This is a genomic window from Shewanella sp. SG44-6 (assembly GCF_014164185.1).
Lineage (GTDB): Bacteria > Pseudomonadota > Gammaproteobacteria > Enterobacterales > Shewanellaceae > Shewanella > Shewanella vesiculosa.
Genome location: NZ_JACJER010000026.1, coordinates 21,505 through 43,755 on the forward strand (window position 1 = coordinate 21,505; position 22,251 = coordinate 43,755).

A 22,251-nucleotide genomic window follows, 5' to 3' on the forward strand; every position below is an offset into this window, starting at 1 on the left:
CAAGCAATCACACAGAAATAAAGGATGACTATGTCTGATAATACAAGGTTTGATTACACGGCTAAAAATGTTGTCGTGGTGGGTGGTACCTCTGGCATTAATCTTCAAGTTGCGATTCAATTTGCAAAAGCTGGCGCCAATGTTACCGTTGCCAGTCGCAGTGTTGATAAGGTCAATGCCGCCGTTGAATTACTCAATCAAGCTAATCCAAATTCAATTCATTTAGGGGTGAGTTTTGATGTGCGCGACAACGATGCGTTAATCCTTGGGTTTGATAAAATTGCTTCCACTTATGGGCATATTGATGTGTTAATCAGTGGTGCAGCAGGTAATTTCCCTGCCAGTGCGGCAAAATTGTCTCCTAATGGTTTTAAATCGGTTATCGATATTGATTTAATTGGCAGCTTTCAAGTATTGAAACATGCTTATCCATTGTTATCTCGCCCAAATGGCAGCATTATTCAAATTTCTGCGCCACAAGCTTATATCGCCATGCCATTGCAAGTGCATGTTTGCGCCGCTAAAGCCGGTGTTGATATGCTCACTCGCACATTAGCGTTAGAGTGGGGCGTTGAAGGCATTAGAATTAACTCTATTGTGCCAGGGCCTATAGCTGATACTGAAGGCTTTAACCGTTTAGCCCCCACTGATGAGTTACAGCAACGGGTGGCAAATAGCGTGCCGTTGAAACGTAATGGCCAGGGTCAGGACATTGCTAACGCTGCCTTATTCCTCGCATCAGATATGGCATCATATATTACCGGCGTAGTATTACCCGTTGATGGCGGTTGGTCATTAGGTGGCGCCAGTATTGCAATGACCGAATTAGGTGACATAGCCGCGAAGCACGGTTTATAAAAATCGATAAAATTAAAGGTATATAACATGGCCAATGCATTACAAGATCAATTGCTTAAAGCAGGTCTTGCCAGTAAACAAAAAGTGCGCGACGTTAAAACCCAAAAGCGTCGTGATAAAAAATCAAAGGTAGATGACGGCAGTTCAGCGCTCAAGCAACAGATTGCTGAGCAAAAATTAGCGCAAGCCAAAAAAGATAAAGCCTTAAATGAGCAGCGCTTTGCCGCAGCAACTGAAAAAGGACAAGTCCGTGGCTTAATCAGCGAGTTTGCTAAATTTGCCATTACCGTTTCTAGAGATGCAGAGCTGAAATTCAACTACACCCTAGAAAACAAAATTTATTCGGTTTACATCACCGACAAAATTCAAGCTGATTTATTAAATGGCACCTTAGGTATCATCCGTCATGAAGATAAAAGCTACATAGTGCCGCATAAGCTTGCTGAACGAGTGAAGTTACTTGTGCCGCAGTGGTGTGGTTATTTGTGGGATAAAGCGGCTAAAGATTCTGTGGCGCAGGTAAGCGGCGCTGATGATCCATATGCCGACTACGCGATTCCAGACGATTTAATGTGGTAATCATTAATCATTAATCATTAACAAAAACGCCTCTAAATAGAGGCGTTTTTTGTGTGGTGTTTACTATTCTGCATTAGCCTGCTTGGCCGTTAACGCTATGACTTGCTGACAATAAGCAAGGTGATGGCGGATAGTGTCTAAGTATTGTGATGCTTGATAATCAATTAGGTACCAATAACTGGCTTGGCTGTCTGGGTATTGATTATAAAACAACGACTCAGCCAAGATTAAGTCGCTTTGATTGGCGTAGGTTAACCATTGCACACTAGGTAAGTTACTTAATGCGGCGAGTAACGCATATTGCACCTCAAGATTATCTGGTGTATCCGAGCTGACTTGCAGGGCTAAGCGTTGCGCGACCTTAAAATGTGGATCGGTATTGTCTGGACTTAATAGTTTATTTTGCCGGCGTCGGACCGCATCACTCAGTAATACTTCAAATGGATTAATATCAACGGGTTCGTTATCCTGCGGCAATAGGGGAGATGCATCATCGAGAAATAACGCTGGCCACTGAATATTATGGCTGGTGAGCTGTAATCCTAAGGCGATACGACGTTCGCCTAACCAATTATGCACCATGCAGGGTAAATACTCATTCGCCGGCATGTCATCAGGTCTGGCTAAAGAGGGTAATAAAGACATCCGCTGTACATTGACCTGTTGTGCCATCAGGGACATTAATAAAATAGTCACCAGTCCTGATGATGGCCAACAGGTTAACTGCACCTCGAGAGTTTCGCCTACTTCGGTAAGCAGTGACACTAATTGATCGTTATCCGGGCTATTACTGACCACAAAAGCATAATGTGAGCCAGCATAAGGGCCATTACAAATATTAATCACTTTATCGGCTTCATGTTGAGTGCCATTAAAGATGAAAGTATGTCCAATTTGAGCGGGTTGCCAATCACCACTTGCATTACCAATAACTGTTACTTGCTGAAAGTATTCAGATAAAATCGGTGATGAGGCCTGCGAGTCATTGCGAGTATGCATAAAGTGTCACTTGCTATTATCTAATGCTAAGGTCTGTGTATTGTGGTGAACAATGTGCTTTAAACACACCATGGTTGTTAATCAAATAAGTTGCTCACCCAATCAGCGTTCGACCAATTGTAACTCATTGAAACCCTATTGGGTTGAGAAACCTAAACAATCAACATAAAGGCAAGTGAGAAGCCAACATTCGTCAAAATATGGTTAGATAATTGCTAAAAAGCTTTTCCTTTTGTGACGCTTTAGTATAAATTAAAACAACTGTTTTAATTATTCGTTTAAGAGACTCTTATGAACCCATACCAAGCACCGTTAAAGGACATGCAATTCTTGTTGGCACAGGTATTTGATGCAAAAGCAACATGGGAACAGCTTCCTGCGATGGCAGATGTTGTTGACCTTGATACTGCATTCGCCATTCTAGAGGAAGCCAATAAGATCAGCCGTGATCTGCTTCACCCTTTAAATCGCAACGGTGACGAGCAAGGTGTGGTTCATAAGGGTAACGACATTATTACCCCTGATGGTTTTAAAGAAGTGTATCAGCAGTTTTCTGATGGCGGTTGGGTGGGATTATGCGGCGAGGCGGATTTTGGTGGCATGGGTATGCCCAAAATGCTCGGTGTACTGGTAGATGAAATGGGCTATAGCGCATGTAACTCATTTACGCTTTACAGTTCACTGACCGCAGGCGCTGCCTTGTGTATTAATGCTCATGCAAACGACGAGTTAAAACAAACCTATTTACCTAATTTGTATACTGGCCAATGGGCTGGTGCCATGGATATGACCGAGCCTCATGCTGGTTCTGATCTACGTGGTATTCGCACTAAAGCAGAACCACTTGATGATGGCAGCTACGCCATTACGGGTAACAAGATTTTTATTACTGGCGGCGATCAAGATTTAACTGAAAACGTTATCCACTTAGTATTAGCTAAACTACCCGGTTCAAAAGGTATTTCATTATTTTTAGTGCCTAAAGTTCGCGTTAACAGCGACGGTAGCTTAGGCGAACCTAATGGCGTAACGGTAGGTTCTATTGAACACAAGATGGGGCTGAAAGCATCCGCGACGTGTGTGATGAACTACGATAATGCTAAAGGCTTTTTAATCGGTGAGCCGGATCGTGGTTTAGTGTGTATGTTTACCATGATGAACTATGAGCGTTTAGCCATTGGCTTACAAGGTTTAGGTAACGCGCAAGCGGCTTATCAAATGGCCAGTGAATATGCTAAAGATCGTTTACAAGGTATCGCAGCAGCGGGTTCTGCCACGGGTGCAACATCTGATCCGATTATTGTTCATGGCGACGTGCGTCGTATGCTATTAACGATTCGCGCAATGACCGAAGCGGGTAGAGCATTGTCGGTATATACCGGTAAGCAGCTGGATTTAGCAAAATATGCTAGTGGAGATGTACAAGTAAAAGCGGCTAGATATGTAGGTTTACTGACCCCAGTATCAAAAGCCTTTTTAACTGACCGCGGTTTAGATGCCACCATCATGGGCCAGCAAGTCTTTGGTGGTCATGGTTATATCCGTGAAACAGGTATTGAGCAGTTTGTGCGTGATACTCGTATTGCACAAATATACGAAGGCACTAACGGTATTCAGGCTATCGACTTTTTAGGCCGTAAAATTACCGGTGATGACGTTGCCACCTTGACTGAATTTGTCGCTGAAGTGAATGCGAGTCTTATTGAGTTAACTCAGGCAAATGGCGATCATAAAGCGATGGTAAGCCAAGTATTTGATGAGTTGCTAACAACCGCTAACTACATTAATGCTAACAAGAAAACTCAACCAGCATTAGTAAACTCTTGTGCGGTCGACTTTTTAGATGCCTTTGGTTACGCAGTATACGGCTACTTCTGGTTATTAATGGCCGATAAAGCATCAAGCCACGAAGATCAAAGCTTTGCGGCGCAAAAGCAATTTGTGGCAGATTTCTACATGGATAAGCTACTATCAAAATCTCAGTATCATTTATCACAAGTTAATCAAGGTGATAAATCGATTATGGCCATGCCAGCTGACATGTTCTAAGCCTAGTTACCGCTGAACTGAGTCGATAGCTGAGTCCATTATGCGCTGCTGATAAATTGCAGCCACACAATAAGCCTTCCACTGGAAGGCTTTTTTACTGCAGCTATACACTCACTAACTTGAGTTCAGGTTAACTCGTGAAGGCAATAAGTTTGTTCTTGCTTCGCAATACAGAGCCTAAACTGGCGTTACCTATCGCCTAACCACGAGTCGCTTGATTACTTACTTCGCTTCCAATAGATAAAGGCCACAATGGCCACAAGTACGATGGCTGGAGTGAGTTGAGTGAAATGATGAAAAAGTCCTACCCCTCCATGTCCCTCATGTGCCATGGCAATAGATGGAATGGTGGCAAGAATAAAGGCAAGAGATAAATATTTCATGGTGGAGTCCTTCTGTTGGGTTTACTTTTGTTATCATCGTTTTGATTGAGTTAACGCGTCGTTCAATAATCTGTTAATTGTTATCTGTATAAATGCTAGGTATCGAGCACCAACTGCATCAGCATCATGTCTTCACCATCGATCACCAGAGTGTTATTGCCGCCACACTCAGGGCATATCACAGTGCGCTCATTGACTTCTGATTGCGTTTGGCAGTCGCGGCATTGCAACACTAACGGTTGAATATTTATCATCAATTTAGCGTTATGGCATACCGTTTCAAGCTTGAAGGTGTCAAATGCTTGGGATAATAAAGCGGGTTCGACGCCACTTAAAATACCAATCTTAAGCACCACTTGCTCTATGCCTGTGGCTTGATGCTCCAAAGCTAAGGCTTCGCACTGCTCCATTAACGCCATCACAATCGAGTATTCGTGCATTAGCAAATCCTTGGCAGCAATTCACCTTGTGGTAAATCTAAGTAGCGACTACTGCCCCAAGGGGTTTGCAGCACCACTTTACCAGGATGCCCGTCAGTCACCTGGCCAATTATCGCCGCATGCTCACAATGACCATAACGCTGCATGACTTCAATTGCGCCTTCGGCTACATCCATTGGTAAGGCCATAATAAAGGTGCCTTCATTGGCTAAATCAAAAGGTTCAAAGCCAAATAATTCACATAAGCCTTTGACTTCATCACAAATAGGAATACTGGCTTCGTCAACGTTAATGCCAATTTGCGACGCTTTAGCCCACTCGTTTAATACTGCGGATAAGCCGCCCCGAGTGGCGTCGCGCATAGCATGAATGTTAATGTTGGCCACAAGTAACTGCTCAATAATAGGCCATAAAGTATCGCAATCACTGTGCAATTCAGACTCAAGCGTTAAGCCATCGCGAGCCATTAAAATGGCCGCGCCGTGGCAGCCAATATCCCGAGAGACAATAATCGCATCCCCGACTTGTAAGTTACGCGCTGAAATATCAGGACGTAAAATACGCCCTACGCCAGACGTGTTTATAAACAAGCCATCTGCACAGCCTTTAGGCACCACTTTAGTATCACCGCAGACAATTCGAGCGCCAGATTTACGTAACTCAGTCGCCATGCTGTTAACAATGGTTTTTAAGTCATCAAGAGGAAATCCTTCTTCAATAATAAAGCTGCAGCTCAAATATTCAGGTTGCGCGGCCATCATAGCTAAATCATTTACTGTGCCAGCAATCGCTAACTTGCCGATATCGCCACCAGCGAAAAACAACGGTGAAACTGTGAATGAATCGGTAGTAAAGGCAATATGACCACACATGTTCAATGTGGCCGCATCTTCTTGCGCGGTCAAAATGGGATTATCAAAGGCTTTAAAAAACAGCTCATGGATCAATTGGTCCATCTCTTTACCGCCACCACCGTGGCTAAGCTGAATGGTTTTTTTAGTCGACATGACTCACTTCTCCATAGCGATAATAAGCATTACAGGCGCCTTCAGAGCTGACCATACAGCTGCCAAGCGGGCTTTGTGGCGTACAACCTCGGCCAAATACTTTACAATCTTTAGGATTGGCCAAACCACGCAAAATATCGCCACACATGCAGGCTTTATGATCATCAATTTCCTCTGTGGGCAATATCTTGGCATAAATACGTTCAGCATCACGGTGATGATATTCAGGCCGCAGCGTCAGCGCAGAGTTAGCAATCGGCCCAAGTCCACGCCAACGGAAGCTGTCGCGAACCATAAAGTATTTGTCGACTAGTTGCTGTGCGGCAATATTGCCCTCGTAGCTCACTGAGCGGCTGTATTGGTTATCAAGTTCCGCTTTGCCTGCTACTTTTTGACGCACAATGCGCAAAATAGATTCCATAACATCCACAGGTTCAAAGCCAGACACCACAACCGGTGTCTTGTATTTATCCACAGTAGATTGATAAATTTGGGCGCCGCTAATCACACTCACGTGTGCTGGTCCAATAAAGGCATTGACTTGACAGCGGCTATCAGACATCACAGCATCAATGGCTGGTGGCACTAGCACATGGTTAATATGAAACAATAAATTGTCGATCTTTAGCGCTTCAGCTTGCGCTAATAATGCCGCTGTCATTGGCGTTGATGTTTCAAAACCAATGGCGAAAAAAATCACCGTTTTATCAGGATTATCACGGGCAATCGCTAAGGTATCTAGTGGATCGTATATTGGCCTAATATCACAGCCTTTTGAGCGAAATAGCGCCAAACTGCCCACAGAACCGGGAACTCTGATCATATCGCCTAAGGTGACTAATATGGTATCGGCTTGGGAGGCAAGGGCGGCTGCATGGTCAATGCGTTCTTTGGGCATAACGCAGACCGGACAACCAGGACCATGAATAAAGTGAATGTTGGCGGGTAATAATTGTAATAAGCCGTATTTCATAATGGTGTGTGTATGACCTCCGCACACTTCCATGATGTTTATTTGCTCGTTGGTTTTAGCTGCTTGTTGCGCAATTAATTGCGCCAAATGACGAATCGTCAGTGGATCTCGAAATCCTTGATAAAAGTCATTGAGGGTCATCATTGCGCCGACTCCAATTGCATCGCGGTGACTATTTGACGATACAAATCGAGGCTTTCTTGGGCATCTTTATGGTCAATTTTATTCATCACAAAACCAATATGAATCAATACAAAGTCACCGATGGCGAGCGGATCACTGATTAAATGACAACTCACGCGGCGTTTTACGCCAAGCGTATCAACCGTTACTGTTTCATCATCATGAATTTCAACAACTTTTGATGGGATTGATAAACACATAATTAATATTCCTGATGCTTATCAAACCAGCTCGCCAATGCTTTCATTGAATCAGAATTTTTCACTGATACCACTAATAATTCAACGTTGGGATTTAATTTACTTAACTGTGCTTTAGCCTCATCAATACTAAAATCAAAGTGAGGCAGCAGATCAGATTTAGTAATAACGACCAAATCGGCACGGCGAAACATCACTGGATACTTCTCAATTTTATCGTCACCTTCAGGCACTGATAACAACACAATATTTTTATGGGTGCCGACATCATAACTGGCTGGGCACACTAGATTGCCGACGTTCTCAACGAAACAAATCTCTACATCATCTAAATTAATGTGATGCAGTGCGCCGTGAACCATAAAAGCGTCGAGATGACAAGCTGAGCCGGTTTGAATTTGATAGGCATTGATGCCTTTGGCTATTAAGCGGTCGGCATCGCGTGAGGTTTCAAGGTCTCCTTCAATTACCGCATAACAAGCATCGAGATATTCATGTAAACACTCTAACAGGCTGGTTTTACCGCTACCTGGACTGCTCATTAAGTTAAATGCGCTTACCTGATGAGCGGCAAAATGATCACGATTATGTTGTGCTTCTACGTCATTTTTATCCAATATCTTATGGATAACCGCTAACGTCTTTTTGTCGTTAAGCTGAGGATTACTATGAAGAGTATGGTCATGAGTCATTGAGCAACCGCAATCTTTACACATATGATGTTCCCTAACCTTATTGTTATGATTATCAATAAGTGTCGGTTAATTGGTTGCTGCATTCTTTGATGCACATCAGATTTTGTAATAAAGACTGTGAACAAAAGTGCTATTGAGTAAATTATGTGATCAATAGCGCAATTATTGGCAGTTAAGCATTATCTAACTCACGGTAATTAGATTGCAGAGGCAGGGTAAAAAACCTCTAGCATTTAATACTACGCCATGTGATGAATGGCAAACCACAATTGTCCCAATGCAATACCACCGTCAATTAGCAGTTAAGCATTATCTAATTCACGGTAAGTCGATTGCAGAGGCAGGGTAAAAAACCTCTAGCATTTAATACTAAGCCATGTGATGAATGGCGTACCACAATTGTCCCAATGCAATACCACCGTCATTGATAGGAATATGACCACTGGGTAAAAAGCGCCTGCCACCTTGATGACAATCATCAAGACATTGACTAAGTAAGAGTTTATTTTGAAATACACCACCACAAAATACCTGTGGTAGCTGCGGATACTGTTGAGCGACTTGGTTAACTTGCTGGCTAATGGCATGAATAAAATGCCAACATATTTGCTGTTTAATTGAAGTGCTTTGTGAGTGAGTGAGCAAATGATTGATTAACTGAGCGATAAAGTCACTGCTGTGCCATTGCACTGGCTCAATTGCTTTATCCGTCTGATTACCCGTGCAGCTTAACCTGTTGAGTGTTACCGGTAAGAGTGCCGGTAAGCCCCCAATACCGACATTGTTAAGATAGTCATTTGCAGCGGCTTCAATCATCATACCGGCTTGGCCTTCATATTGTGAGCTGCCAATAAAGTCTAATGCCACCGCCAGTGCATCAAATAAGCGTCCAACAGAGCGACATTCAATACAATGGCTATTGTTACGCCATAACTGATACAAATTCATTACCTTATGTCGGCCTAAATTTTGTATCGCAGCAATGGGAAGTGTGAGCACGTGTTGCAGTGACATCTGCTCAAATAATAATGCCAGTAAAATTCTCACTGGCTGCTTAATCGCTTGTTCACCGCCCATAAGCTTAAAGGAACTAAAGTGTGCCAAAGTGGTAAAACCGTGTATATCTGCCAGCATCACTTCGCTGCCCCATAGTACGCTGTCATCGCCTAAGCCGGTTCCGTCAAAGCTAAATCCTACAACTTGATCAGTATGTTGATGCATTGCCATCACCGACAGTACATGGGCGAAATGATGTTGTACGCCAATACAATGAGATGGCGGCAGTTGATGCTCACATTGATAATTCGCCGCCCATTGAGTTGGTGCATATTGTGGATGATTATCATGCACAATATGGCTCGGGCTAAAATCATATAAGCGACTGAACGTTGCTAAACTTTGGTTGAAATATTGCTGTGCTTCTAGATTGAATAAATCACCAATGTGTGGCGAAACAATCAGATTATCGTCAAAGCCAAATGCAACGGTGTTTTTCTGTTGCCCACCAACCGCTAATACGCTGTGTTGACTATTGGATAGCATGGGAGAGTGAAGGTTGATGGTCAGTGGCGCATAGCCACGGGCCAATCGAATCACTTGCACCTGTTCGTCGATCACTTGCACCACACTGTCATCACAGGCATTAATAATCGGCCTGTTATGGTCAAGTATCCCATCAATAACATGGGCTAGATGTCGTTCGATATCCGTCTTATTCGTGATAATCGGCTCGCCGCTGCGATTGGCACTGGTCGCCACAATGGGCTTGTTTAAACGCTGCATTAATAAATGGTGTAATGGGGTGTAGGGCAAAAAGATCCCAAGGCGATCAATACCTGGTGCTAGCAATGAGCTAAGTGCGATAGCATTATTATGTTTACTTGCAGCATCATTGTTATCACTCTTTGCACGAGTATGACGCTTATTCATCAAGGTGATGGGTTTCTCAGGACTGGTTAATGTTTTCCATTCTGCTGGCGTGCCACTAACGCACAGTTGAGCTTGAGCTAAGTTGGTGACCATAATCGCCAAAGGCTTTGCAGGGCGCTGTTTACGTTGGCGCAGTGCTGCCACAGCGTCATTATTAGTGGCATCGCAGACTAAATGGAATCCGCCTAAGCCTTTAATGGCCACAATGCCGCCACGGTTAATCATTTCAACGGCTTGCTCTAATGCGATTAACATCGACGAGTCATAGAGAAATTCGGCGTTAGCATTGATGGTACTAAAGGTTAATTGTGGGCCACAGTGGGGACAACTCACTGGCTGAGCATGATAGCGTCGATTGAGTGGATCGGTATAAGCCGCGCGGCAGCGATCGCACATCACAAAATCCGCCATCGCAGTGTTGCATCTGTCATAGGGGAGTGAATCAATAATGCTATAACGCGGGCCGCAATTTGTGCAATTGGTAAACGGGTACTGGTAGTGACGGTTATGAGGATCGTTAATGTCATCGAGACAATCTAGGCAAATACTCATGTCGGCTGAAATCGCGACGTTGGCATGTTCGCCGTCTAAAATGTGGCTATCGATAATACTAAAGCCGTCAAATTGACTTAATTGGCGGTGATTTATGACTTCAATGGCATCAATTCGCGCTAATGGCGGAGGCGATTGAGTCAAATTATCCATAAACTGTTCAATCAGCTGGTTGCTACCTTGCAAAATAATTGTCACCCCAAGATGATTGTTGAGCACACTGCCCACTAAATTCAATTGGTGTGCCAGCCTAAACACAAAGGGACGAAATCCAACTCCTTGTACAATACCTTTAACAATAACGGTAACTTGTCGTAATGGCTTCATAAAAACTCAATCTCAAACGAGGATAAGCAAAAACTGATATACCTAAAGATACCCTTTATCCGCGGCGTTGTTTGAGATATAGCCCACCTATTGCGATATTAACGCCATCAAAATCCAATAACGGATTAACCACTAGGGGAAAGTTTTTACCAATGCGTATTTGCACTCGTTCAGTTAACACCGGGTTGGCAAAGTCACTGCCAGCAATTACTAATTGTTTTATGCCAATATTTTGATCTAAATGCTCTATCCAATGACTTAAATAATCTGCAAACGAATCATGAAATGCAAAGGCTAATTTGGCTAAGTTAGTTTCACCCGCTAGCTTGAAACTCATTAATGTGCCTAACGTTTTACACCAATTGAGACCTCGATGCGCGGCTCCCTTGGTGAGCGGAAAGTCAATTCGTGGAGCGTTGTTACCCTGATGCGCCATTGCCAGGGCGATAAATTTATCGGCAAGTTCAGTGACAGTGACTCGCTGAGCGGTCTCAACCGAATAGCCGCCAATAATAAGCGTGGCAACCGCCATTAATTGTGACAATGCGCCATCATCTGCTTGAATGTGCAGATCCAACAGTTGGTTATACTCTGCAGGAAATAACTGCTTAAATTTATCCAGCAGACTTTTTTGTGGCGACTCAGATAAGCGATGACAAATCTCATAACCAGATAAAGGCAGTTTGGGGATTTCAAAAAACAACTCAGGCTGACTTTGGCTGTCTAGGGTGACGATTTGGCTGGCATTATGTTGGCTGAAATATAGTACCGCAGCATGTTTTACAAATTGCGCTTTACGAATTTTTTTGGTCAGGTCACAACGTAATAGTGCGGCATTTAATGCACATAAACTGGTCGTTATTGAGGTGCTGACATCACTTGAAACGTCAGTTATGACATTCTCTAACACTGTTGCTGGTGGCTCAGCAGGGCTGACTTGCCAGTCTATGCTGGTGTTTGTGGTGTGAGCACGAAACGCAAAATGACCATCTTGATAGTTATTTTCATCATGTAAACAAGTGATAGTAGAGGGCAAGGGCATAGTGCCATTACTCAGGCTGGTAATGGGCAACCACTGATGATTAATCATCGCTAAACGCAATGGCGCTTTCAGTACGCCATCGTGGCTGGTTTGTTGATCGCTATTCTTGCTCACGTATAACCAATGAATGCCTTTTTGGCGCAGCACTTCGGTGAGGATCACCAACAAACGGTTTTCAGCGAATTGGATCTCATACAAGGGCGCCAATAAGCTGGGATGATCGCTACTTGCTCGAACGCAAATTAACGGTTTTTCGATACTCGATAAAGCCAATACTTGGCTGTCATTGACGATAAAATGGCTATTCAGTGAATTGGGGTTACAAATTAATATGTGTGGTTTTTGGTATTGATTCGCTTGGCGTGTTTCAGTCTGCGTTGGTGTTTTGGCTTGCTCATCTGTTAATGAGGTGGGTGGCGTTAACCACAAGGTTAACCCGAGAATAGGTAAGGGCAGTGATTTATGGCTAATTAAGCGGTTGGCCATTAACACAATGTCGGCCTGAGTTAACGATTTTTCATCACGACTGAGTTTCTCATGCCCCATGCAGTGTTCACAGTGCAGGTTTATATTACCAAAAGAGGGCTGTTGATTATCGCCAAAAAGTGGTTGGCAATGTTGGCAAAAATACAAAGGTAACCCTGAAGATTTGGCTGACATCGCCAAAGGTTTTCGCTGGCCACTGTGCTGCTCAATACGTTCAATATGAGTGTTGAGTAACCAAACCGACAGTAAAAAATCACTGGCAATATCGTCTGCTAACGCTTCAAGTTGAGCTTGTGTGGCAAAGGCTTCAATAAAATAACGTGTGGTACTTGTTTGCGGGTCAGATTCTGCACCAATACTAATATTAAGTTCAGTCCGGTCCAGATATTGATTACACAAGTGCTCATATAATGGCACATGCCTCTGGCATACAAAGTCAAATCGAATGTTATGCATCGACATAGCAACCTCGCTTATAAGCGTCAGGAATCACCTGATCAATGGTTATATTATTCACAATTTCCAGGCTAAATCCTAAGCTGGCCAAATGGGATAATAGTGCGTGTTCCATCACAGGAATGGCGGCATGTAAATCTGGCGTCAATCCTAATGTCATTGGTTCAATTACCGTTGGGGTAACGCCGAGAACAAATGTGAGCGGTCTGTCACCGACAATGTCCATCATGTTGAGTGTTTGCAGCATTTCTACTTCATGGGCACTGCCTTGCCAATCAATTTCAGCTGGGGCGTGGTCAAAATCAAAAAAATACACTTCGCCAGGCTTCACACCAACACTGTTAACCGTATCAACCACTATTAAATGGTCATAACGACTGATCATTGGAATTAGCCCTTGGGCGAGGGTGCCACCATCGACAATATCCATACTGTCAGTTAGGTGGCTAATTTGATATTTGTCTTTGATATAATTGACAAAATGCACGCCGACTCCTTCGTCGGCGTACAATACATTGCCTATACCTAACAGCAATATTTTTTTCACTATTATTGATTCATCCTATTTACGTACTTTGTGATAGTCGTAACCAGATACAATGGAATCGACTGAATTATGTTTAAAGCGAATACCAGACCACACCGCCATATACACATGGATCACCACAAAAATAATGAAGGCCCATGTTAGGTAATGATGATAAGTTCGCAGTGGTGCTAATCCGCCACAAAGACCAGTTATCCATGCTGATACATCACCTAGCATTCCGCCAACACCTAAGTGATACACATTGGCGTAGAGCACTAAGCCAGTGATGCACATAATCAAGGCAACAAACGAAATGGCCACATAAGTCATAAACTGTAATGGTCCGTAAACCCCAGCTTTGTCTAAACTGCCCATCCAAAAATAGGATTTTATTTGTGTTATCCAGCTTTTTACACTCAACACATCTTTAAACGAACGTCGTTCGATGCTATTTCGACTAAAGAAAAACAAGTAAAAACGCACTAAGGTAATGCTGGTTAACAAAAATCCAAAAATGATATGCGCAAAGCGGATCCAACCTTGCACCAAGACATCTGTGCTAGCCGGTGCCACTAAAAATGGCCAGGCGATATAAAATCCGCTGATCACTAATACTAAAATAGACAAGGCACGTAACCAGTGAAATATTCGAATCGCTGGAGTAAATATCAACTGCCGGTCGTGGGTTGCAATATGTTGCATACTTTTATCCCTCCTAATCCATTACCTCTGATTAAAACCCATTTGGATCAATTTTAAATTGACCTAGAGTCTGTTTCTTGTAATCCATCACGTGAACTGAACACGCCATGCAAGGATCAAAGGAATGAATGATGCGAATGACTTCTAAAGGCTTAGTTGGGTCTTCAAGTTTCAAACCAATCAAGGATGCTTCATAAGGGCCCATTTTTCCATTAGCATCCACAGGGCCAGCATTCCAGGTAGTGGGGACCACTGCTTGGTAGTTTTCAACTTTAGCATTTTTAATGCGGATCCAATGACTTAACATACCGCGAGGTGCTTCAATCATCGCAAAGCCCTCATAAACGCGGTCTGGATCAATTTCAGGCTTCACATAAGTTGATTCATCTGACTGCATATTGACCAGTAAGGCATCAAAGGTTTGTAAACTCGCTTGACCGACTAATACCGTTTGCAGCATACGTGCAGCTGTTCTACCTAAGGTGGTAAATAGCGCCTCAAGAGGTAAGCCGGTACGGGCTAACAAGCCGTTTACCGCATCGACAACAACCTGATTTCCGCGGGCATAGTTAACCAGTAAACACGCTAATGGACCCACTTCTAACGGCTCATCTTGATAGCGTGGTGATTTAACCCAAGAGTATTTACCGTCGCCATTAATGGTTGGCAATTTGCCGTACACAGTATCGCGCTCAATAAAGCCAGTGTAATCAGGAATTGTGGTGCCTACATATGGATGTTGCGGCCCATCAGCTTGATACCAAGCATGGGTGACGTCTTCCTTAATTAAGCTAGGGTCTATATCCGATACATTGGCTAAATCACCGTTTAAAATCACCCCTTGTTGGAATAAATACTCGCCATCAGAGGTAATAAAGTCTTCACCGCATAAGAAGCTGCTAACATTTACCCCGCCAAGTACACTGGGTTCAGAGCCAAATGCTTCTGCCGCCATCACAATATCGGCTTGATAAGCTCGCTCAATAAAATCTTGTACGATAGCGTGTTTTTGTTTCCATTCTTGTAAACGGGCAGGGCTTAACATGTCACGCACTGAGGTTACGCCGCCCACAACAATCGACTGTGGATGTGGCGATTTACCACCAAATATCGCTAACATTTCAGCGGCAACACGTTGCACTTCAAGGGCTTTTAAATAATGCGATAACGCAATGAGGTTTTGTTCAGGGCTAAAGCGATAAGTACTATTACCCCAATAAGCATTCGCAAATGGCCCGAGTTTTCCGGTTTCAACCAAGCCTTTTACGCGGGCTTGTACGGCTTTAAGTTCACCTTCACCAGCAGCAATAGGCGTATCAGAGTATTTCATCGCCACTTGTGCCGCCAGTGCCGGATCGGCGCTCAATGCCGATACCACATCCACCCAATCTAACCCGTGTAGATGATAAAAATGCACAATATGATCATGCATGTAGAGTGACGACTGCATTAAGCTGCGTAAGTATTTTGCATTAAGAGGGATCTTAACTCCGAGGGCATTTTCAACCGCCTCAGTACCGCAACGATAGTGCGAATAAGTACATACGCCACAAATACGTTGCACAATTAAGCCCACATCCATTGGAGTTCGGCCTTTTAAAATCACCTCAATGCCGCGCCATAAGGTCGACGAAGACCAAGCTTTAGTAATGACATTATTGTCATCCACTTCAACTTCGACACGTAAATGGCCTTCGATGCGGGTGATAGGGTCGATAACGACACGTTTACTCATGATTATTCCTCCAAAGGCTTAGCAAATACGCTTGCTACTGCATGGGCGCCAATACCGACAACGGTTGCGCCTAAAATGACTGCACCTATGGTGTCAGCTGTAGCATCAACACCGTGTAACAGTTGGCGTCCGAGTGGTTTTTCAAAATCGGCCATGTCATCCCAGAAATTAGGCTCAGAGCACCCCATACATCCGTGACCGGCTAACACAGGCCAACTTGTGTGATGATTAAAACGCTCCGTAGGGCAGTTGTTGTAGGTGTAAGGACCTTTACAACCGACTTTATAAAGGCAGTAACCAGCTTTTGCGCCTTCATCACCAAATTCTTCAACAAACTCGCCGGCATCAAAGCGACCACGACGTTCACAATTATCATGTACCCGTGCGCCATAGGCCCATTTAGGACGATTAAACATATCCAGGGCTGGCAACTTACCGAACATAATGAAATACATTATTGTGCCAACAATGTTCTTTTCACTCGGAGGGCAACCGCCTAAGTTAATCACCGGCTTATCGACCACTTCATAAACTCCTTTTGCCACTGTCGGATTTGGCGCTGCGGCTTGTACACCACCAAAGGCGGCACAGGTGCCAACAGAGACAATTGCCGCAGCATTTTCAGCCGCTTCTTTGACAATGTGCAGACCCGTATGGCCTTTACAGCCGACGGTTAAAAAGGTGCCATTGTTAGCCGTCGGCACAGCGCCTTCAACCGCAAGTAAATAGCGACCTTTGTAGGTTTCAAGGGCATTTTCTAAGTTTTCTTCAGCTTGCCAACCAGAGGCCGCCATCAGCGTCTCATGATATTCAAGTGAGATATGATCGAAAATTAACGTGTCAAGGTTGGGGGAGTCAGTGCGAATTAATGACTCTGAGCAACCAGTACATTCGGCTAGGTGCAACCAAATGAGAGGGACTCGGTCGGCTAATTCAGCTGCTTCAGCGACCAAGTTACTAAAGGGTAGGGGCAAGGCAAACATTGCAGAGACCGATGCGGTCCATTTAATGAAGTCTCGACGAGATATCCCAAGGTTAGCCATTTTTTCTTGTAATGAGACAGGCTGACGTTGGGCAAATTGGCGTAAATAATCAAGGCGATCTTGACCCTGTTTATAAAGGGCTGCATGTGTGTCCATGTTGATACCTTCTGCTTAAGTTAGCTCAGTTGCTAATAATGAGTTGCAATCTATCGGTATCAATTTTAGAACTCGGCTAAAAATCCTCTTTGATGTAAATCAACTTGTAAGAAATTTCCTTATCAAAAATAAGCTTGTAGCTTCTAATTTATGAGGTTGATCAAGTTAACAAAACTCTATTTGGACAAATTGTCTCAGATCATATTTTAGCTCAGGACGTGATCGCGCAGTGAACGGCAGTGATTCAGTTGAGATTGTATGGCGTGACCGATTCATTTTGCTTATAGATCAAAATGAATCAGTGAAAATGAAAAACGTTTTGCGGCCATTATCAGCTAGATGTGGGATAACGGGTGAAGCTTGATGCTTATTTTGAATAGCAATAAGCTGATATAAAATAACTGACTACTGCCAGAGTATACTGCCAGAGTATGATGTATTTAAGATTACCCATCAGTTTAGGCAAGCACTGCTAATCGACTTATGTTCGCCGCGCTAGACTTGAGTTAGCCCTGTGCTTTGAGCAAAATCAAGCAAGGCTATTGGCATAAGCTAACAGTATTATCGACGTCATCGAATGCGAGATCTAAATCAACCAGACTCTCACAGGCGGCATCAAGATGCCCGTGTAGATATTGATGCTTTATCCCATCAGCAATAAAATGAATCTTACTATGATGGTGTTCAAATAGTTGAATATATTGCGATTCAAATAACTGCCCTTGCTTTTCTCGACGGATCCAGTTGCCGCATTGACATGTCTGCTCATCAAGAATGGGCCAAGGAATTCCTTCATCTGCAGAGGATAAAATCTTTTTGGCAAATTTCTCTCTCCACTGTGCAGTGATCAGTTTAAATATATCTAGGCTAGTTTGTTTGTTACTGTGATTTTGATTACCACCAATACGCCAACTTTTATTTGGAATATAGTTGCTTAGCCATGGTAAAAAATCTTTTGCAGGCATAGGTTTGGCTATTCCATAGCCTTGAGCTTGATCACAGCCCATGAGTAACAGCAGTAGACCATGATTGGTTGTTTCAACGCCTTCGGCAATAACATTGCGGTCAAATGATTTCGTTAATGCAATGACTCCCTCAATGATGGAGTAGTCACTTGGGTCATCGAGTATGTCTCGCACAAAACTCTGATCTATCTTAATCGTATTCACCGGTAAACTTCTTAAATGAGTTAACGATGAATACCCAGTACCAAAATCATCCAGTGCAAAGCTCACCCCCAGCCGGTTTTGGCATTCCTCAATAATATGATTAATGGTATTGATGTCGCCAAAAGCAGAACTTTCTAATATCTCTAGTTGCAAATATTGAGCATTATTATTGGGATACTGGCTTAAACTATCTTCAAGATGAGCAACAAACGTTGGCGTACGCAGATGATTTGACGAAATATTAACGCTAATTTCAAGTTTAATACCTTGTTTTTGCCAATCATCAAGTTGTTGTAAAGCCTGATTGATAACCCACTCGCCGATGTCGATTTCTAATACGGTACCATCGATAAATGGTAAGAAATCTCCCGGTGAAGTGAGCCCTTTCTGTGGGTGGTTCCAACGTATTAAAGCCTCTACGCCAAATACATGTCCACTGACCATATTCACTTTCGGCTGATAGTAGAGCTGAAATTCATGGTTAGCAAATGCCTGTTGAATTTCTTGGAGGTGATGATTTTTTTGGATAATAAGCTGGTCAGAATCGGCACTGTATAATCGAGAACGATTTTTACCGGTTAATTTCGATTGGTACATAGCGTGATCAGCGTGACGCAATAACGTATCTATATCACCATTATCAGCAGGATATAAGGTCAGCCCACTAGAAACGGTAATACGATGTTGTATATCATCAATGATATAAGGTTCTGCTAACGCTTTATGGATTCGGTCTATGGTTACTTCATATTGTGAAGCAGACTTAATATCATTGAGTAATATGGCAAATTCATCGCCGCCTTGCCGCGATACGGTATCTTCTTCTCTAATACAGGCACTAATGCGGTTTGCGACTTCAATTAATAAGCGATCTCCAACATCATGACCATAGTTATCATTTACGGGTTTAAAATCATCTAAATCTAAGAAACACACGGCAAGTTGATGTCCTGTGCGCATACTATGAGCAATGGATTGTTGAAAACGATCTACAAATAACGCGCGATTAGGCAGTTTCGTCAGAACATCATAATGAGCCATTAAATTCAGTTGGTCTTGTTGTAGCTTACTGTTGGTGATGTCAGAAAACATCCCAACATAGTGAGTCACTTCATTTTGGCTATTGGTTAATGATGAAATAGTGAGTAATTCTGCATAGAGTTGCCCTTGCTTTGTCCTGTTCCATACTTCTCCTTGCCAGTATCCATTTTCTGAAACTGTGTGCCACATCAGTGCATAAAATTGCGGACTTTGTTTACCCGAACTCAATATGTTTGGTGTATTACCAATAATATCTCCTCGGCTATAACCGGTTATTTGGGTGAATGCTGGGTTGATATCAAGTATCTGTTGTTTGGCGTCGGTAATCATGATGCCTTCATGGGTATCACTAAACACTCTTGAGAATAATTGCAGTCTTTCTTGCGCTTTTTCTCGCTCCGCAAGTAACCTTGATTGTTTGATGGCACTGAAACTTGACGCAGAAATGATATCGGTGAGTTTGGTATAAAATCGCATTCCATGGGCGACCTCATCACGGGTAAAGCGCGGCACTTTATCGAGAGCGGCAAGGTACGTCTGTTCATCAAAGCCATATTGGTGTGCTTGTTGGCGAAATATCTCAACATCAGGGATTTTATCCTGATAAAAGAACTGACCAATGAACACATTGCCGAGATGCTTGCCACCAATAACAATAGGGGCAACCATTTCGTACATATTGTTTTTGCAGTTGTATTCCTTAAATGTATTGTGCTCAACATTGTGTGTGAGCACTGCATCGCTCTCTATACAATTTTTTCGTGTTTGAGGATGGCAGCGATGAAATTGGGTACAGATATCTTGCCAACCTACGCTGACAAGAATATTTCCTTCGATATCAAGTACTGCACCTAACATGCCGGTTAAATCATAAAAATCATCCATCAGAGATTGCAGCGCCTCTGCATCAATGATATCCGATAGCGATAAGGCACCAATGTCTGCATCGGGCTCTAATATTGCTTTGAGCTTGTTTTGGATGGTTGCTTCACTTTTGCGTAAGGTATCTTCAGCTTTTTTGCGCTCAGTTATATCTTGGATAAAACCAGCTATCTTTTGCACTTCACCTGCGCTATTTGTGATCAATTGTCCTCGACATTCTATCCAGCGCTCTTCACCATCTTTGGGCCTAATGATCCGATATTCAACATGGTGTTCTCGGCCAGTCAAGAAGCATTCTTTAACTGATGCCATAAAAGTGTCAATGTCACTTTTATTCATCACGTTACAAAGGGTTTGCGGATCTGCTTTGGCGTTTTCAACCAGTCCAAATAACGCACACATTTGATCAGACCAAACGGCGGTTTTCTGGTCGGGCAGTAATTCCCAATAGCCAATTTTGGCATAAACTTGCGCTTCTTTTAACCTGGCCTCACTTTGCTTAAGTTGTTCCAATGATTTCTTATAGTTAGTGACATCTCTGGCTACACCTAAAATACCCACTAAGTGACCATGATTGTCTTTCATCGGTGTTTTTATGGTTTCGACCTGTTCAACGTGACCGTCATTGGCAAATGTCAGCGATTCTTCATTGACGGTGGATTCACCGGCGTGGAGTGCTTTGGCATCATTGTGGCGAAAAAAAGTAGCAAGCTCATGGCTGAAAAAATCAAAGTCGGTCTTACCGATGATTTCATGTTCCTTGGCGCCATACATTTCTTCAAATTTGGTGTTACAGGCTAAATAACTTCCTTGGGTATCTTTCAACCAAATCATATCAGGAACAGTGTTTAATAAAGCTTTTATCATTGCCTGACTCGATTCAAGCTCAGAAAATAATGTCCGCTCTTCGGTAATGTCTCTGAACACAAGCACCACACCACTGATATCACCAGCAGGATTGCGCATTGGCGCAGCTGAGTCGGCAATGTGATATTCAGATCCATCTTTAGCGATAAGCTTAGTGTGATTATCCAGGCCGACGATTGAGCCAGTATCAAGGACTCTTTTTACCGGGTTATTGACCGATTCAAGTGTGTAAGCATCAACAATATTAAACACTTTTGTAAGCGGTTGTCCTAATGCCTGAAGAGATGTCCAGCCGGTAAGTTGAATTGCTACAGGGTTTATATAGGTCACCGTGCCATGGGTATCGGTAACTATTACTGCATCACCGATAGAGCTTAAGGTAATCCGCAGTCTTTCTTCTTGTTTAAATAACGTCAGCAGGTGTTTGTTTATTCTTGTGTTGTAACGCAACAACAAACTCACAATAACAATCCCTACCATCAAGATAAGAGCCGCAAGCAATAGTTGCATGAGTTTAAAGGTGTGTAGATCGTCATTGATAACTTGTTGCAGGGCGGTTTCCACATGATCAACCGCAAGGTTAAACGCGATAAAAGCTTGGTCAAATTGTTGGTCAATATCAGAACCAATAGCGGATGTGGATTGTGCATCCCAACGTTGTTGGGCCATGTGGCGAAATTTTTGCAGGTCGACTATGGTTTGGTCAATTTGCTGGCGTAAATCAGGATTATCAAGAGGCATGATGACGGTGTCGCCATTCTTACCGCCCTCAAGCATGACATGTGCATACCATAGTGATTTATCAAAATGAGCCCATACAGTGTCAATATCGATGCTGCTATCACCACTAATTGCCTCTTCAAACCACAAGTGTCCTGTTGTCGCCTCAAGCTTAATTTTGATAGCGGCATCGATCAGCGGAGAGTAACGAAACGCAATATCACGACCGGAGTTGAAGGAGTAATAAACGATTGCCATGATGAGCAAAGTTAGGGGAACAGAGAAAAGTAGTATTCTACGAGAGCCAGC

The 22,251-nt window shown here is 43.2% G+C and carries 17 protein-coding genes; 3 read left to right on the top strand and 14 right to left on the bottom strand.

Features of this window, described 5'->3' with window-relative positions:
* The first annotated feature begins 30 nt into the window (after positions 1-30).
* Positions 31-858 carry an SDR family oxidoreductase gene (locus H5185_RS06875; protein WP_182741681.1) on the top strand — a complete coding sequence of 276 codons (828 nt, stop codon included), beginning with the start codon at positions 31-33 and terminating at the stop codon, positions 856-858.
* Positions 859-885: 27 nt separating this feature from the next.
* The gene (locus tag H5185_RS06880; protein ID WP_124014771.1) at positions 886-1,437 is read left to right on the top strand and encodes a DUF2058 domain-containing protein; all 552 of its coding nucleotides are present in this window, start codon (positions 886-888) and stop codon (positions 1,435-1,437) included.
* Between the two features lie 63 nt (positions 1,438-1,500).
* On the opposite strand, the gene H5185_RS06885 is transcribed toward H5185_RS06880, so the two are convergent.
* A complete protein-coding gene (locus tag H5185_RS06885) occupies positions 1,501-2,436 on the bottom strand; it encodes a hypothetical protein (RefSeq protein ID WP_259396181.1) in 936 nt (311 codons plus the stop codon).
* 291 nt (positions 2,437-2,727) lie between these two features.
* Here H5185_RS06885 and H5185_RS06890 point away from each other — a divergent pair, with 291 nt between their 5' ends.
* On the top strand, positions 2,728-4,485 hold the full coding sequence (locus H5185_RS06890; RefSeq protein WP_182722864.1) for an acyl-CoA dehydrogenase C-terminal domain-containing protein: 1,758 nt from the start codon (positions 2,728-2,730) through the stop codon (positions 4,483-4,485).
* Positions 4,486-4,703: 218 nt separating this feature from the next.
* Here H5185_RS06890 and H5185_RS06895 read toward each other — a convergent pair whose 3' ends face one another.
* From H5185_RS06895 to H5185_RS06955, 13 genes are all read right to left on the bottom strand, one after another.
* Positions 4,704-4,868 (bottom strand): hypothetical protein, encoded by a 165-nt coding sequence (locus H5185_RS06895; protein ID WP_165870019.1) that lies wholly within the window; start codon positions 4,866-4,868, stop codon positions 4,704-4,706.
* A 95-nt stretch (positions 4,869-4,963) separates the two neighbouring features.
* Positions 4,964-5,308, bottom strand: a complete 345-nt coding sequence (locus tag H5185_RS06900) for a hydrogenase maturation nickel metallochaperone HypA (protein ID WP_182741682.1) — start codon at positions 5,306-5,308, stop codon at positions 4,964-4,966.
* The gene (hypE, locus tag H5185_RS06905; RefSeq protein WP_182741683.1) at positions 5,308-6,315 is read right to left on the bottom strand and encodes a hydrogenase expression/formation protein HypE; all 1,008 of its coding nucleotides are present in this window, start codon (positions 6,313-6,315) and stop codon (positions 5,308-5,310) included. The genes H5185_RS06900 and hypE overlap by 1 nt, the downstream gene beginning before the upstream one ends.
* The gene (gene hypD / locus H5185_RS06910; protein ID WP_182741684.1) at positions 6,305-7,432 is read right to left on the bottom strand and encodes a hydrogenase formation protein HypD; all 1,128 of its coding nucleotides are present in this window, start codon (positions 7,430-7,432) and stop codon (positions 6,305-6,307) included. Before hypD ends, hypE begins: the two co-directional genes overlap by 11 nt.
* Entirely contained in the window at positions 7,429-7,671 is a 243-nt protein-coding gene (locus H5185_RS06915; protein WP_124014777.1) for a HypC/HybG/HupF family hydrogenase formation chaperone, read from the bottom strand. The genes hypD and H5185_RS06915 overlap by 4 nt, the downstream gene beginning before the upstream one ends.
* Positions 7,672-7,673: 2 nt before the next feature.
* Positions 7,674-8,387 (bottom strand): hydrogenase nickel incorporation protein HypB, encoded by a 714-nt coding sequence (hypB, locus tag H5185_RS06920; RefSeq protein WP_182741685.1) that lies wholly within the window; start codon positions 8,385-8,387, stop codon positions 7,674-7,676.
* Between the two features lie 348 nt (positions 8,388-8,735).
* Positions 8,736-11,174 (bottom strand): carbamoyltransferase HypF, encoded by a 2,439-nt coding sequence (gene hypF, locus H5185_RS06925; protein ID WP_182741686.1) that lies wholly within the window; start codon positions 11,172-11,174, stop codon positions 8,736-8,738.
* A gap of 55 nt (positions 11,175-11,229) precedes the next feature.
* Positions 11,230-13,158 carry a NiFe hydrogenase gene (locus H5185_RS06930; RefSeq protein ID WP_182741687.1) on the bottom strand — a complete coding sequence of 643 codons (1,929 nt, stop codon included), beginning with the start codon at positions 13,156-13,158 and terminating at the stop codon, positions 11,230-11,232.
* Entirely contained in the window at positions 13,151-13,705 is a 555-nt protein-coding gene (locus tag H5185_RS06935) for a HyaD/HybD family hydrogenase maturation endopeptidase (RefSeq protein ID WP_182741688.1), read from the bottom strand. The genes H5185_RS06930 and H5185_RS06935 overlap by 8 nt, the downstream gene beginning before the upstream one ends.
* Before the next feature lie 15 nt (positions 13,706-13,720).
* On the bottom strand, positions 13,721-14,389 hold the full coding sequence (cybH, locus tag H5185_RS06940) for a Ni/Fe-hydrogenase, b-type cytochrome subunit (RefSeq protein ID WP_182697294.1): 669 nt from the start codon (positions 14,387-14,389) through the stop codon (positions 13,721-13,723).
* Positions 14,390-14,420: 31 nt separating this feature from the next.
* Positions 14,421-16,124, bottom strand: a complete 1,704-nt coding sequence (gene hyaB, locus H5185_RS06945) for a nickel-dependent hydrogenase large subunit (RefSeq protein WP_124014783.1) — start codon at positions 16,122-16,124, stop codon at positions 14,421-14,423.
* A 2-nt stretch (positions 16,125-16,126) separates the two neighbouring features.
* Positions 16,127-17,263 carry a nickel-dependent hydrogenase small subunit gene (gene hyaA / locus H5185_RS06950; protein ID WP_182741689.1) on the bottom strand — a complete coding sequence of 379 codons (1,137 nt, stop codon included), beginning with the start codon at positions 17,261-17,263 and terminating at the stop codon, positions 16,127-16,129.
* 539 nt (positions 17,264-17,802) lie between these two features.
* Complete coding sequence (locus H5185_RS06955) at positions 17,803-22,200, bottom strand: PAS domain S-box protein (protein ID WP_182741690.1); 4,398 nt, start codon at positions 22,198-22,200, stop codon at positions 17,803-17,805.
* Between the last annotated feature and the right edge of the window lie 51 nt (positions 22,201-22,251).

What these genes read in the sequence shown, in the direction of transcription:
- hypD (WP_182741684.1), bottom strand. Translation starts at nt 7,432, where the DNA reads ATGATGACCCTCAATGACTTTTATCAAGGATTTCGAGATCCACTGACG.
- hypE (WP_182741683.1), bottom strand. Translation starts at nt 6,315, where the DNA reads ATGTCGACTAAAAAAACCATTCAGCTTAGCCACGGTGGTGGCGGTAAA.
- H5185_RS06930 (WP_182741687.1), bottom strand. Translation starts at nt 13,158, where the DNA reads ATGCATAACATTCGATTTGACTTTGTATGCCAGAGGCATGTGCCATTA.
- H5185_RS06880 (WP_124014771.1), top strand. Translation starts at nt 886, where the DNA reads ATGGCCAATGCATTACAAGATCAATTGCTTAAAGCAGGTCTTGCCAGT.
- H5185_RS06890 (WP_182722864.1), top strand. Translation starts at nt 2,728, where the DNA reads ATGAACCCATACCAAGCACCGTTAAAGGACATGCAATTCTTGTTGGCA.
- hypF (WP_182741686.1), bottom strand. Translation starts at nt 11,174, where the DNA reads ATGAAGCCATTACGACAAGTTACCGTTATTGTTAAAGGTATTGTACAA.
- hyaB (WP_124014783.1), bottom strand. Translation starts at nt 16,124, where the DNA reads ATGAGTAAACGTGTCGTTATCGACCCTATCACCCGCATCGAAGGCCAT.
- hyaA (WP_182741689.1), bottom strand. Translation starts at nt 17,263, where the DNA reads ATGGACACACATGCAGCCCTTTATAAACAGGGTCAAGATCGCCTTGAT.
- H5185_RS06875 (WP_182741681.1), top strand. Translation starts at nt 31, where the DNA reads ATGTCTGATAATACAAGGTTTGATTACACGGCTAAAAATGTTGTCGTG.
- H5185_RS06900 (WP_182741682.1), bottom strand. Translation starts at nt 5,308, where the DNA reads ATGCACGAATACTCGATTGTGATGGCGTTAATGGAGCAGTGCGAAGCC.
- hypB (WP_182741685.1), bottom strand. Translation starts at nt 8,387, where the DNA reads ATGTGTAAAGATTGCGGTTGCTCAATGACTCATGACCATACTCTTCAT.
- H5185_RS06915 (WP_124014777.1), bottom strand. Translation starts at nt 7,671, where the DNA reads ATGTGTTTATCAATCCCATCAAAAGTTGTTGAAATTCATGATGATGAA.
- H5185_RS06885 (WP_259396181.1), bottom strand. Translation starts at nt 2,436, where the DNA reads ATGCATACTCGCAATGACTCGCAGGCCTCATCACCGATTTTATCTGAA.
- H5185_RS06955 (WP_182741690.1), bottom strand. Translation starts at nt 22,200, where the DNA reads ATGGCAATCGTTTATTACTCCTTCAACTCCGGTCGTGATATTGCGTTT.
- H5185_RS06895 (WP_165870019.1), bottom strand. Translation starts at nt 4,868, where the DNA reads ATGAAATATTTATCTCTTGCCTTTATTCTTGCCACCATTCCATCTATT.
- cybH (WP_182697294.1), bottom strand. Translation starts at nt 14,389, where the DNA reads ATGCAACATATTGCAACCCACGACCGGCAGTTGATATTTACTCCAGCG.